The 12959-nt window shown below is 69.4% G+C and carries 12 protein-coding genes; 8 read left to right on the top strand and 4 right to left on the bottom strand.

Going from position 1 to position 12959, the window contains the following annotated elements:
* Positions 1 to 392 precede the first annotated feature (392 nt).
* A complete protein-coding gene (gene rtcR, locus KY572_RS29760; protein WP_224246384.1) occupies positions 393 to 2036 on the bottom strand; it encodes an RNA repair transcriptional activator RtcR in 1644 nt (547 codons plus the stop codon).
* 141 nt (positions 2037 to 2177) lie between these two features.
* On the opposite strand from rtcR, the gene KY572_RS29755 reads away from it, so the two are divergent.
* Entirely contained in the window at positions 2178 to 3407 is a 1230-nt protein-coding gene (locus KY572_RS29755; RefSeq protein WP_224246383.1) for an RtcB family protein, read from the top strand.
* Positions 3408 to 3502: 95 nt separating this feature from the next.
* The gene (rtcA, locus tag KY572_RS29750) at positions 3503 to 4519 is read left to right on the top strand and encodes an RNA 3'-terminal phosphate cyclase (RefSeq protein WP_224246382.1); all 1017 of its coding nucleotides are present in this window, start codon (positions 3503 to 3505) and stop codon (positions 4517 to 4519) included.
* A gap of 8 nt (positions 4520 to 4527) precedes the next feature.
* On the opposite strand, the gene KY572_RS29745 is transcribed toward rtcA, so the two are convergent.
* Complete coding sequence (locus KY572_RS29745; RefSeq protein ID WP_224246381.1) at positions 4528 to 4923, bottom strand: DUF6968 family protein; 396 nt, start codon at positions 4921 to 4923, stop codon at positions 4528 to 4530.
* A 432-nt stretch (positions 4924 to 5355) separates the two neighbouring features.
* On the opposite strand from KY572_RS29745, the gene KY572_RS29740 reads away from it, so the two are divergent.
* From KY572_RS29740 to KY572_RS29720, 5 genes are all read left to right on the top strand, one after another.
* Positions 5356 to 5523 (top strand): carboxymuconolactone decarboxylase family protein, encoded by a 168-nt coding sequence (locus KY572_RS29740; protein WP_224246380.1) that lies wholly within the window; start codon positions 5356 to 5358, stop codon positions 5521 to 5523.
* A 69-nt stretch (positions 5524 to 5592) separates the two neighbouring features.
* Positions 5593 to 6609, top strand: a complete 1017-nt coding sequence (locus KY572_RS29735) for a hypothetical protein (protein ID WP_224246379.1) — start codon at positions 5593 to 5595, stop codon at positions 6607 to 6609.
* 63 nt (positions 6610 to 6672) lie between these two features.
* Positions 6673 to 7230, top strand: a complete 558-nt coding sequence (locus tag KY572_RS29730) for an RNA polymerase sigma factor (protein ID WP_224246378.1) — start codon at positions 6673 to 6675, stop codon at positions 7228 to 7230.
* The gene (locus KY572_RS29725) at positions 7230 to 8168 is read left to right on the top strand and encodes a tetratricopeptide repeat protein (protein WP_224246377.1); all 939 of its coding nucleotides are present in this window, start codon (positions 7230 to 7232) and stop codon (positions 8166 to 8168) included. Before KY572_RS29730 ends, KY572_RS29725 begins: the two co-directional genes overlap by 1 nt.
* A 69-nt stretch (positions 8169 to 8237) precedes the next feature.
* Positions 8238 to 8825 (top strand): hypothetical protein, encoded by a 588-nt coding sequence (locus KY572_RS29720; protein WP_224246376.1) that lies wholly within the window; start codon positions 8238 to 8240, stop codon positions 8823 to 8825.
* A gap of 78 nt (positions 8826 to 8903) precedes the next feature.
* Here the strand turns inward: KY572_RS29720 and fghA are convergent, their stop codons facing one another.
* Entirely contained in the window at positions 8904 to 9755 is an 852-nt protein-coding gene (gene fghA, locus KY572_RS29715) for an S-formylglutathione hydrolase (protein ID WP_224246375.1), read from the bottom strand.
* Positions 9752 to 10864: an S-(hydroxymethyl)glutathione dehydrogenase/class III alcohol dehydrogenase gene (locus KY572_RS29710; protein ID WP_224246374.1), complete on the bottom strand. Its 1113-nt coding sequence runs from the start codon at positions 10862 to 10864 to the stop codon at positions 9752 to 9754. Before KY572_RS29710 ends, fghA begins: the two co-directional genes overlap by 4 nt.
* Positions 10865 to 11033: 169 nt before the next feature.
* Between KY572_RS29710 and KY572_RS29705 the strand changes: the two genes are divergently transcribed.
* Positions 11034 to 12947: a DUF5939 domain-containing protein gene (locus tag KY572_RS29705; protein ID WP_224246373.1), complete on the top strand. Its 1914-nt coding sequence runs from the start codon at positions 11034 to 11036 to the stop codon at positions 12945 to 12947.
* The last annotated feature ends 12 nt before the right edge of the window (positions 12948 to 12959 follow it).

Here is a 12959-nt window from a genome sequence, read left to right as displayed (position 1 = left end):
GGGTGCAGGCTGGAGGGAGAGGAGGCGCATGCGGTGCGATGGGGTGGGGCAACGGGGCTCGTTACGTTCGGGTTACCCACCGCGAACATCCTCGTTCGTACTGTTCTGGAGAGCAAGACGGAGGAGGCAACATGCGTCACCGCTTCATATGGGGGCTGGCCGCGTTGATGAACGCGTGCACCGCGGAAGCCGCGGAGAAGAAGCAGGAGGGACGTCCGGGAGCGCTGGCGCTCGAGACGGAGCGAGGCGTCGCGTTCACGGAGCAGGTCCCGGACAGCGCCGTGCTCGGCACGTTCTGGGCGTGGAGCGAACGAGGGCCCGCCCTGCGCGCCATGCGCGCGGAGTGGCGGGAGCAGGAGGTGGAGCGTGAGGAGCGCGGCACCTGCACGGATTCAGGCCGCCTCGTTCGCGCCACGCTTGGAGACGTCATCCCAGCCCAGCCCGAAGCGGGTGAGGTACTTCTTCAGGCGATCCGCGTCGTTGGTGCTCTGCTTCCGAGCGCGTGATTGAGCAAACAGCACGCGTCCGGCCTCCGAGAGCGTGCGTGACTGCCTGCACACGGCGATCACGTCCGCGAGCTGGACCCGATCGAACCGGTCCAGCTCCGCGGCCAGCTCGGCCCCGAGCACCTCCGCCACCAGGTCCACCGAGCCTGCCGTGGCCGGACCCGTGCTCTTCGTCCACTGAGCGCGCAGCCGCGAGAGCTCCTCGTCCACGTCCTCTCGGGTAATGCGTCCACCAGAGGCCAGCGTGGCCATGCGTAGCACCGCCGCGTTCAAGTCCCTGAAGTTGCCGCTCCATCGAGCCTCGGGAGACGTGGCGAACCGGAGGAAGTGCTCCTGTGCCTCCTTGTTCATCGTCACTCGCAGGCCCAGCGCCTGGGAGGCCTGGTCCAGCTCGTAGAGCAGGTTGGGAGGAATGTCCTCGGGACGCTCGCGCAGGGCTGGGAGCCGGAAAGTCCACAGGTTGATGCGCGCCAGCAGATCCTCCCGGAAGCGCCCGTGCTCCACCTCGACCTGGAGGTCCCGGTTCGTCCCGGCGATGAGCTGGAAGTCGCTCTCCACCTCCTTGTCCGAGCCCACCGGCAGGAAGCGCTTGTCCTCGAGCGCGCGCAGCAGCATGGCCTGCTCGTCCGCGCCCAGCTCGCCAATCTCGTCCAGGAACAGCACGCCCCCGTTCGCCTGCCGCAGCAGCCCGGGCCGATCGTTCACCGCGCCCGTGAACGCGCCCTTCACGTGGCCGAATAGGGCGGACATGGCAGCGTCTCCACGGAGCGTGGCGCAGTTGAGATCCACGAACGGCCCGCTCACCTGCCGCCGGGCCTTCTTCAGTGCGTAGATTCGTCGCGCGAGCTGCGACTTGCCCGCTCCCGTGGGCCCGGTGATGAGCAGCGGCGCTCGAGACTGGATGGCCACCTGCTCGATGCGCTCGATGATGCGGTTGAACGCCGCGTTGCGCGTGTCGATGCCCGCCTTGAGGAAGGACAGGGCCTCGCGCTGCTCCTGCTGGAACCGCGCCGCCAGCTTGTCGTACTTCGACAGATCCAGATCGATGAGGGTGTGTGCCCCCGCGCCGCCCAGGCCTTTGTCCCGTCCAGACGGCGGAGAGGTCTGCACCAGCCGGGCGGGGATGTGCCGGCTCTCCACCAAGAGGAACATGCAGATCTGCGCGATGTGCGTCCCCGTGGTGATGTGGACGAGGTAGTCCTCCTGCTCGGGCTGGAACGGGTAGCTCCGCGCGTAGTCCAGCAGCGCCCCGTATACCTGCTCCAGGTCCCACGGGTTGCGGATGTCCACCACCGCCCCTCGCACCTCCGTCTCCGGGGACACCTGCTGGATGTCCTCCGTCACGGTCGTCGCCAGCACTGCCGCCGAGGGCGGGTAGAGCAGCTCCAGCCGGTCCACCAGCAGGTCCTCCTGCTGGCACAGCGCCACCGTGGGCCGCCACCTCTCCCACCGCTTCACCCCCTGCCCCTGGTCGATCGTGGTGCCGAGCATCCCGATGACCACCGTCTTGCGCGCTTGTGCCTTCGCCATGCGGATACGACTTTATCCCGGAGGATAGGAAATCAGCCAGCCAGGGGAGCGCCTCCCTCGGAGAGCGGGCTGGCACGCTGGCTGCTCTACGTCCTCGCGTGCCCGGCACATGGACTGGGCGAACGAACGGAAGGCAAGGCCATGAATCGCAGCTACGAGGTGCTGTCGGACGAGTCGGGGAAGAACCCCATCAAGGCGTGGACGGTCGGCGTCCCCTTCGAGGACGAGGCGAAGAAGCAGCTGAAGAACCTCGCGGGCCTGCCCTTCATCCACAAGTGGATCGCCGCGATGCCGGACGTGCACCGCGGGTACGGCGCGACGGTGGGCTCCGTGGTCCCCACGGTGGGCGCCATCATCCCGGCGGCGGTGGGAGTGGACATCGGCTGCGGGATGATCGCGGTGCGCACCACGCTGCGTGCCGACCAGCTCCCGGACAACCTGGCGCCGGTGCGTGCCGTCATCGAGCAGGCCGTGCCGCACGGCCGGACGGACAACGGTGGCCGGAACGATCGTGGTGCCTGGCAGGACGCGCCGGCCATGCACCGTGAGGCGTGGGCGCGGCTGAAGCCCGGCTACGACGCGATTGTCGAGAAGCACCCGCGGCTGGGCCGTGGGCCGGACCTGGGGCACCTCGGGACGCTGGGGACGGGGAACCACTTCATCGAGCTGTGCCTGGACGAGTCCCAGAACGTGTGGGTGATGCTGCACAGCGGCTCGCGCGGGGTGGGTAACCGCATCGGGAGCCACTTCATCGAGCTGGCGAAGGAGGACATGCGGCGCTTCTTCATCCAGCTGCCGGACGCGGACCTGGCGTACCTGCCGGAGGGGACGGAGCACTTCCAGGACTACGTGAAGGCGGTGGAGTGGGCGCAGGACTACGCGGCCACCAACCGGCAGCTGATGCTGGACTCGGTGGTGCAGGCCCTGAAGGCGTCGCAGCTGCTGCCGGCCTTCGGGCTGACGGACGCGGCGGTGAACTGCCACCACAACTACGTGGCGCGCGAGCACCACTACGGGAAGAACTGCTTCGTGACGCGCAAGGGCGCGGTGCGAGCGCGCGAGGGGGACCTCGGCATCATCCCCGGCAGCATGGGGGCGCGCTCGTACATCGTCCGCGGGAAGGGGAACCCGGAGGCGTTCGACTCGTGCAGCCACGGGGCGGGGCGGGTGATGTCGCGTGAGGCGGCGAAGAAGCGGTTCACGCTCGAGGACCACGCGAAGGCGACGGCGGGTATCGAGTGCCGCAAGGACGTAGACGTCATCGACGAGACGCCGGGTGCGTACAAGCCCATCGACGCGGTGATGGCGGCGCAGGCGGACCTGGTGGAAGTGGTCCACACGCTTCGGCAGGTGGTGTGTGTGAAGGGATAGCGATATTCGAGGCGCCCGCTCCCCCCGAGACCGCGAAATCGGTCGCTAGGTTGGGGGAGCGGGCGCCGCTATTTTGGTCGCAGAGGGATTTGCCAATGGTGCATATCGACGGTTCGAAGGGAGAGGGAGGGGGCCAGGTGCTGCGCACGTCACTGGCGCTGTCGCTGGTGACGGGCACGCCGTTCCGGATGGTGAACATCCGCGCGGGGCGGCAGAAGCCGGGGCTCTTGAGGCAGCACCTGACGGCGGTGAAGGCGGCGGCGGAGGTGGGCGCGGCGGAGATGGAGGGGGCGGAGCTGGGCTCGCGCGAGCTGACGTTCAAGCCGAAGGCGCTGTCGGCGGGGAACTACTTCTTCGCGGTGGGTACGGCGGGAAGCGCGACGCTGGTGCTGCAGACGGTGCTGCCGGCGCTGATGCTGGCGAGCGGGCCGTCCACGCTGATGTTGGAGGGAGGGACGCACAACCCGCTGGCGCCGCCGTTCGACTTCCTGGAGAAGGCCTACTTTCCGCTGGTGCGGCGCATGGGTCCGAAGGTGGACGCGGTGCTGGAGCGGCACGGCTTCTTCCCAGCGGGAGGAGGGAAGTTCCGGGTGAACGTGGAGCCCGCGCCGCTGAAGCCGCTGACGCTGCTGGAGCGAGGGGCGGTGAAGCGGCGGATGGCGACGGCGCTCATCGCGCAGCTTCCGTTCGACGTGGCGAAGCGGGAGCTGGCCACGGTGGAGCAGGCGCTGAAGTGGAAGCCGTACGAGCTGCGGACGGAGGAGCTGAAGCGCTCGCAGGGACCGGGGAACGTGCTGTGGCTCGAGGTGGAGAGCGAGCACGTGTCGGAGGTGTTCACGGCCTTCGGAGAGCGAGGCGTGAGGGCGGAGGAGGTGGCGGGGAGGGTTGCGGAGGAGACGAAGCGCTACCTGGACGCGGAGGTGCCCGTGGGCGAGCACCTGTGCGATCAGCTCCTGCTACTGCTGGCCCTGGCGAAGGGAGGTACGTTCCGTACGCTGCCGCTGGACGGGCACGCGGAGACGCAGCTCGAGACGTTCAAGCACTTCCTGGACGTGAAGGTGGACGCCCGCGAGGTGTCACCCGAGGTGCGCGAGGTGGAGGTGAAGGGGTAGGAGCTGGCTCAGCGCCCTCGACGCTGTCTCCGCTTGTGTGCCCTCGCGACTTTGCGTGTGTGGGCGGAGATTTCGCGATCGATCACGCGCTCAAGCTTTCTCGAGAGGGCTTTCGGAAGGTGCTCTGGATAGGTCTTCGGAAAACCCAGGTAGCCGTCCTGCCCTCCAGCCCAACGGAGGTTGTTCTCGTAAAGCGTGCTCAGCTCCCTGGCAGCCCCGATGGCAAGCTGCAGTGCCTGCATCGAGTCGATTCCCCAGAGTTCAAAGAGCTCCCGCTCTTCAGGGCGGATCCACTCCACGCTGCACCTGTAATTGCCGGTACGCCGATCCTTGACGGGCTTTCTGATTCGAACCGAGGCGCGCTCAGCGGGGCTGCCTACGAGCTCGAATCGGCGTTCAGCCATGATTGGTCCAGAGAGCCTGGTACCACGCGGGAGGCGAGTCTCCGTAGGCATTCGGTAGCCTTTCATTTTCCGAAGTAGTTGAAACAGAAGTTCCGGCAGCTCGTCTCGCTCTCGGTGAGCTTTGAAAAGCAAGCGGCACGAATCGCCGAATCGGGGATGTCGTTGCAGAACTGGACGAGCACCTGGCCTCCCGCCGCGCACGAGTCGAGGCATCGATCCAGATTCACCGGACGTTTTGCATCCTTCTTTTCATCTGGTTGCTCGAGAGGTGGTGCCCGCGCGTTGTGTGTCCCACAAGGATGCTCGGGCGATGGGCGAGTCCGAGCAGCGCCTCTACGGACTGTCGGCCTGGGAGGAGTCTCCCTACTACACGCCTCGGGAGCGCGCGGCGCTCGCCTGGACGGAGGCGGTGACGCACTCCACGTGGGGCACGTGCCAGACTCCGTCTATGAGGCCGTGCGTCCGCACTTCGAGGACAAGGCCCTCGTGGACCTGACGTATGCCATCGCCGCCATCAACTCGTGGAACCGCCTGTGCACCGCGTTCCGCTCCACCGCCGGCAGCTACGTCTCCAAGAAGTCTCCCGGCGGCGCGCGGTGAGGAGCCGCGTTCTCCGGGCTCGTTCGTTCTCCTGGCTCGTGCGCTGCCTGCCAGAGTAGACCCGCCTTCATGGCGGGAACTCTCGCAATCGCAGTCGTCGTGCCCCTGCTCTCCGCCTCCGTCCGACTGGAGGGCTCGGCGACGTGCCCCGCGCCGGACGTGGTCGAGGCCAGGCTCGCGCTGCTGCTCCCGGATGCACCCGGTCCGAGACACGTGGCGCGCGTCGATGATGTCGGCGGCACGCTTGTCCTCGCACTCGAGACGGAGGAGGGCGCCGCGCTGGCTCGAAAGGAGCTTCCACGTCGCGGGAAGTGCGACGAGCTCGCCCAGGTAGCGGCCGTGGTCATCGCCGCGTGGGAAGCTCGCTTCCGAGAGGGAACGCTGGAACTCCCCGGAGCAGCACCTCCCCCTGCTCCTGCCCCTCCGACGCTACCTCCGCCCGCCGCTGAGCTTGCGCCGCCCGCCGCTCCGGCCGTTGAGCCCGAGCCTCCTTCCGTCCCGGCACCTCCTGCTCCAGCTCCAGAGAGAACGCTCACCAAGCCCTCAGGAGAGCTGCCCCCGCCCGCACAGCCGCTCCGCATTCGCGGCGAGGTAGGCGCGGTGGCGGGGTTCTCGGCGCGCTGGGCCTTCGGCGCCCTGGCGAGGGGCTCGATCGGTCGCGAGTCCTGGTCCGTCGTCGCGCTCGCCCTCCTCGAGACACCCCGCGAGCTGACGCTGGGCGAAGGCGGTGTGCAGTGGTCCCGTCCGCTGGTGGGCGCGGGAGCAAGGTGGCGCCTTCTCCAGGAGGGCCCGAGGCTCGAACTCGAAGGCGGAGCAGCCGTGGCGTGGCTGCGCCTGCGCGGCACGGGCTTCGCCCGGAACGACACCGCCACCGATCTCGATCCCGCCGCCTGGGCAGGGGCTACGGCCTCCTGGAGGATGGGCTCCTGGCGCCCGTTCGTGGGGGCGCTCGGGCTGTTCTGGCTGCGAGAACAGCAGGCGCGTGTACGGATTACGACGACATCCTCGCCCGAGGAGAGCGTCACGCGGGAATTGCCTCGGGGCCAGGTCCTGGCAGTGGTGGGGTTCGCGTTCCCGGGCGACTGAGAGATTTCCGCGCGGCGGGTGAAAGGTTTCCGGCCGAAGTGGGCTGAGAGGGCGTTGACGAGTGTGGCCAAGACCGCGGCGCGGACCGAGAAGGCGGAGACTTTGGAGGTAGCGGAGGTGTTCCGCCGCCACGGGGGGGATGTTGCGCGCTGGGCCTCGCGGCTGGGCGGGCCCGGGCTGGAGCTGGAGGACGTGGTGCAGGAGGTCTTCCTCAAGGTCCACCAACTGCTCCCTGGCTGGCGGTCGGATCGCGCGCAGCTGACCACCTGGCTGTACCGCATCACCGAGAACGTGGTCCGACACCGACGCAGGAAGGAGCGCATGCGGCGCTGGCTCGGAGGCTCGGCCGCGGAGGTTGGACAGGATGTCCCCAGTCCGGCCCGGACCGCCGAGGAGCAGCTGGCGGGACACCAGACACAGGCCCGCTTCTACCGGGCGCTCGAGGGCATGAATGAGCGCTACCGCGCCGCGCTGATCCTGTTCGAGCTCGAGGGCCTCTCCGGTGAGGAGATCGCGACGCTGATGGACGCGAAGACGGCCACCGTCTGGGTGTGGCTCCACCGCGCGCGGGCCACCTTCCTGGAGAGGCTCAAGCGCCTCATGGAAGAGGAGGGCGAGTGATGTCGGACGCTCCGCTCCAGCGCTGGAAGGATCAGCCCTCTCCGTCGGAGCCCGTGGAGGCCGAGGCGCGTCGGCTCGCTCGGGAGATGCCGCCCGCCGAGGCACTTACTCCGGGGGCGACCGCGCGTATCGCCGAGAAGCTCGGCTCCCTGCCTCCTCCCAGCGGGACACGCCTGCCACGGGGCCTGCCCCTGCTCACAGTCGGCGCGCTGGTGGTGGCGTCGGCGCTCTACTTCGGGCTGAACGGCGCGGTGGAATCTCCGCCCTCGGCGCAAGAGGAGCACCCCGTCGAGCCCGCACCGGAGCCTGTGCCAGCGCCCCCTGAGCCCGAAGAGGTTCCGGCGCCTGGAGCGCCTTCGGCCGCGCCGCCTGTGACTCCCGAAGAGGCCCCCGCGCCGCCACCGCCGCCTGCCCACCGGGAACCGCGTCCGGAGAATGCGCTGCTCGAGGAGGCGAAGCTCCTCGGCAGGGCGGTGGAACAGCTTCGACGGGAGCAGGACCCGAAGGCCGCGCTCGTGACGCTTCAGCGTTACTTCAAGCGCTTCCCCCGAGGCGAGCTCATCGGCGAGGCGGAGGTCACCCGCGTCGAAGCCCTGCTCCGGGAGGGGCGGAAGTCCGAAGCCCTGCGCCATCTGGAGCGGCTCCACGGCACTGGCTTCGCGGGCCTGCCTCGCCCGGCCGAGCTCGCGCTGCAGCGGGCCGAGCTCCTGGCGGAGGCACGGCGCGATCCGGAGGCCGCGCGCGCGTTCTCCGAGGTGCTCGACCGAGCTCCATCGCCCGCGCTCGAGGAGCGTGCGCTGTTCGGCCGCGCGGTGTGTCGCGCCCGCGCCGGGGACGAGGCTGGGATGCGCGCGGATCTCGACGCGTACCTCCGGCGTTTCCCGGAGGGACGGTTCGCGGCGGAGGCTCGTGAGCGCCTCGAGTCAGCGGCTCCGTAAGGTTTTCGGGCCAGGCGTCCTGAGAGTGACAGGGATGCGAACGGCATCTCACTCAAAGGAGAATCGATCATGTCGAACAAGCTCTTGGGGATGTGCCTGGTGGCCTCGCTGTTCGTGGCATGCGGCGCAACGCACGATGTGGGCGAGGTGTTCCGAGCGCAGCTACAGGACGACGCGGGCCAGCGGGACGACGGCGGCGGGCCCATCGACCCGGGGCCGCAGGGAGACGCGGGCACGCTGAAGTCGTGCACGGACCTCTCCGACTGCGATCCAGCCACCGAGATCTGTGACGTGGGCCTGTGCCGCCCGGGATGTGGCAGCAACTATCCCAACAACGTCTGCGGACAGGGCACCGTCTGCGACGACTACATCTGCCGTGCGACGTGCACCGCGGGGTGCCCCACGGGCACCGCCTGCGACTCGCAGAGCGGCATCTGCCGTCCAGCGAGCTGCTCCGCGCAGAACCCGTGCCCCGCGAACTACGGCTGCTCCGATGGGACCTGCATTCCCACGGGGTACGCGTGCAGCGCCCAGTCCCCGTGTCCCCAGACGGAGACGTGCGTCCAGGGCGTCTGCCGGCTCTGGTGCGGCCCGAACTACCCGGGCCACATCTGCCCCACGGGCACGCAGTGCCAGCCGGACGCGACCTGCCGATGAGCTGAGGTGACGAAGGTCCGCTGCCGTTGGAGGACATGGAGAGCTCGGGTGACGGGCTCTCCATGCTCGGGCCCACGATCAGGCGTTGAGCGCCGCGGCGTGGTGGCGCAGGTGGTCCTCCATGAAGGTGGAGACGAAGTAGTAGCCGTGGTCATAGCCCTCCTGCCTTCGCAGCGTGAGGGGCTGGCCCGCGGCGGCGCAGGCATCCTGGAACACCTCCGGGCGGAGCTGCTCGGTGAGGAACTTGTCCCGAGTTCCCTGGTCCACGAGCAGCGGGGGCAGGGGCTCGCGCAACGTGCGCACCAGCTCGCTGGCATCCCAGGCCTTCCAGGCCTGCTGATCCGGCCCCAGGTAGCCGCCGAAGGCCTTCTGTCCCCAGGGCACCTGCATCGGCGCGGAGATGGGCGCGAACGCGGAGACGGAGCGGTATCGCCCGGGCTGCCGCAGCGCGCAGACGAGCGCCCCGTGGCCTCCCATGGAGTGGCCGAAGATGCCCTCCCGGTCCGCGCGCGCGGGCAGGTGCGCGGCCACCAGCGCCGGCAGCTCCCGGGTGACATAGGTGAACATGCGGTAGCGCGAGGACCAGGGCGCCTGCGTGGCGTCCACGTAGAAGCCCGCCCCCACGCCGAAGTCCCAGGCCGCGTCCTCGCCAGGGAAGCCCGCGCCGCGAGGGCTCGTGTCCGGGGCCACCAGCATCAGCCCCAGCTCCGCGGCCACCCGCTGCCCGCCGCCCTTGGCCTGGAACGTCTCCTCCGTGCAGGTGAGCCCCGCCAGGTAGTAGAGCACTGGCACCTTTCGCGTCGCCGCCTGGGGCGGGACGTAGACGCTGAAGCGCATCTCCCCGCCGCAGGCCTCCGAGGCGTGACGGTAGAAGGCCACCTTCCCGCCGAAGCAGCCGTGCTCGGACACGAGCGTCAGCGGCACTGTCATGAGTACTTCACCACGCTGCGGATGGACTCGCCCTGGTGCATCAAGTCGAAGGACTTGGAGATGTCCTCCAGCGGCATCACGTGGGTGATGAGCGGGTCGATCTGGATCTTCCCCTCCATGTACCAGTCGACGATCTTCGGCACGTCCGTGCGTCCGCGAGCCCCGCCGAACGCCGAGCCCTTCCACACGCGCCCGGTGACGAGCTGGAAGGGCCGCGTGCGGATCTCCTGCCCCGCGGCCGCCACGCCGATGATGATGCTCTCGCCCCAGCCCTTGTGGCAGCACTCCAGCGCCTGCCGCATGACGTCCACGTTGCCGATGCACTCGAAGCTGTAGTCGGCTCCGCCCTTGGTGAGGTCCACCAGGTACTTCACCAGGTCCGTGCCCACCTCGCGCGGGTTCACGAAGTGCGTCATGCCCAGCTTCTCGGCCAGGGCCCGGCGCGACGGGTTGATGTCCACCCCGACGATCATGTCCGCGCCCACCATGCGCGCCCCCTGCACCACGTTCAGCCCGATGCCGCCCAGGCCGAACACCACCACCTTGCTGCCGGGCTCCACCTTCGCCGTGTACACCACGGCGCCGATGCCCGTCGTCACGCCGCAGCCGATGTAGCAGACCTTCTCGAAGGGAGCGTCCTCGCGGATCTTCGCCACGGCGATCTCCGGCAGCACCGTGAACTGCGCGAAGGTGGACGTGCCCATGTAGTGGTGGATGCGCTCCTTGCCGAGCCGGAACCGGCTGGTGCCGTCCGGCATCAGCCCCTGGCCCTGCGTGCTCCGGATGGCCTGACAGAGGTTCGTCTTGCGAGACAGGCAGTACTCACAGTGCCGGCACTCGGGCGTGTAGAGGGGGATGACGTGGTCACCCTTCTTCACGGAGGTGACGCCCGGCCCCACGTCCACCACCACCCCGGCGCCCTCGTGGCCGAGGATCGCCGGGAAGAGCCCCTCCGGGTCCTTGCCGGACAGCGTGTAGTCGTCGGTGTGGCAGACGCCGGTGGCCTTCAGCTCGACCAGCACCTCACCGGCCCTGGGGCCCTCGAGCTGCACCGTCTCGATGCGCAAGGGCTTGCCTGCCTCGAACGCGACCGCTGCACGAACGTCCATATCCGCTCCCGTAACCAGGGTCCTCCCAGGAGGGGAGGCACCGGGCGCGGACTATAGAGGCGAGCGGCGGACTGTGAACGCCATCCTCACGCACAGCATCCTCCAGTGGTCACCGCGCGGCCGTGCGGAGGCTCTCGCCGTCCGGGAGGCGCGAGGGTACGCTGCCCCCATGGCCCACGAATACTCGAGGACTCAGGAGCGTCACCTTCCCGCGCCGCCCGAGCTCGTCTGGGGGTTCGTCGCGGACACCAATCGCTGGGACCGGCTGGCGGGCTTCAAGCCCACCCAGTACCGCTACACCGAGCTCGAAGCCGAGGGCGAGCGGGTGCGCGCCCGCGTCGGCCACGCCACCCAGTCCTGGGGCGAGGCCGAGTGGCTCGAGCGTGGGGAGTGGGTGGAGGGCCAGCGCCTCCATGGCCTGCGGCACTACCTGTCCGGGCCGATGCGGCTCGGCGGCTTCCGCGCGGAGCTCCAGCCCTCGGAGGGAGGCGTCCAGGTCTCGCTCACCGCCTACATGAAGGGCGACAAGCCCCTGGACAGACAGTCCGAGCACCGGCTCCTCCAGTCCATCGATCAGGCGCTGACGCACTATCTCGACTCCTTGGAGCGGCTCTTCAAGAGCGCTCGGGACCAGGGCGGGCTGGAGCCGAGGCCCGTGCCTGCGGTCATCCTCGCGCGCCACCTCCTGGGCCGGCTGGAGCCCGACGGCATCGTCTTCGGCCTCCGCAGCCAGTTCCAGGAGAAGGAGCTGCAGCACCGCGCCCAGCGCTTCGCCAGCGCCCCCGTGTCCGCCGAGCTCCGGGAGCGGATCGTCCGGTTCGCTCGGGACGGCTTCGATGACGAGGTGGGGCAGATCCGCCCGTTCGAGCTGGCGCGCATCTGGGGCTTCGACCGGCGCCAGGTGCTCCGGGGCTTCCTGCACGCGGCGAGGGCCGGTCTCTACGAGCTGCGCTGGCAGCTCGAGTGCCCCGGCTGCCGAGGCGGCGCCCAGGAGGTGTCGAGCCTGGAGAGCCTGCCGCGCGAGGGCTACTGCATCGACTGCGACCGCTCGTTCGGGGTGGACTTCGCGTCGAACGTGGAGGCGAGCTTCCAGGTGAGCCCGGCCATCCGGGCCGTGAACGCGGGCACCTGGTGCGTGGCCTCTCCCTGGTTCCGGCCCCACATCCTGGCGAACTTCATCGTCCCGCCGCATGGCCGCCGCGAGGTGACGCTGGAGCTGCCAAGGGGGGCGTACTCCCTGCGCACCGCCATGCGGCGCTTGCGCACCGGGCTCCCCGTGCGGTCGGGCGGCTCACTGCAGGTGACGCTGGACTCGCGCGCGCTGGAGGTGACGACCGGGGACAGCAAGGCCGGGGACTCCCGGGTGACGCTCGTGCTCGTCAACTCGACGCCGCACGAGGAGGAGTTCTCGATCGAGCGCGCGGACTGGGAGCCGGAGGTCGCGCTCGGCAGGGACGTGCTCGCGGTGCGGGACTTCCACGAGCTGTTCTCCACCGAGGCGCCCTCCGCGGGCATGGCGCTGACCACCGGCTCCATGGTGGTGCTGTTCTCGGACCTGACGGGCAGCACCGCGCTCTACGAGAAGATCGGCGACGCGCGGGCCTTCGCCCTCATCGAGCAGCACTTCCGCATCGTCTCGGAAGCCGCCGAGCGACATAGCGGCTCGGTGCTCAAGACGATGGGAGACTCGGTGATGGCTACCTTCCTGCGCGCCGGAGATGCGTTCGCGGCGGCCCTGGAGCTGTCGCGCGAGACGGAGCGGCTCCTGGGAGAGCATGGGCTCCGGCCGAAGATCGGCATCCACGAAGGGCCGTGCCTCGCGGTGCGTGCCAACCAGCGCCTGGATCTGTTCGGCACCACGATGAACCTGGCCGCGCGGCTCCAGGCGGAGGCGAAGGGAGGGCAGGTGGTGGTGCTGAGCAACCTCACGCAGCACCCGGACCTTCGCGAGCGGATCGAGCGCGATCGCCTGGAAGTCACACGCTTCGAGGCGGAGCTGCGCGTGGGCAGCCAGAGCCAGGCCTGCGTCGCGGTGACGGCCTGGGAGGGCTCGAGGGACGGCGCGAGCTCGGAGTCCCGGTGATGGAGAGGGCAG

Origin of the sequence: Hyalangium gracile, assembly GCF_020103725.1 — a bacterium.
Classification (GTDB): domain Bacteria; phylum Myxococcota; class Myxococcia; order Myxococcales; family Myxococcaceae; genus Hyalangium; species Hyalangium gracile.
This window is presented reverse-complemented; position numbering and strand designations above follow the sequence as displayed.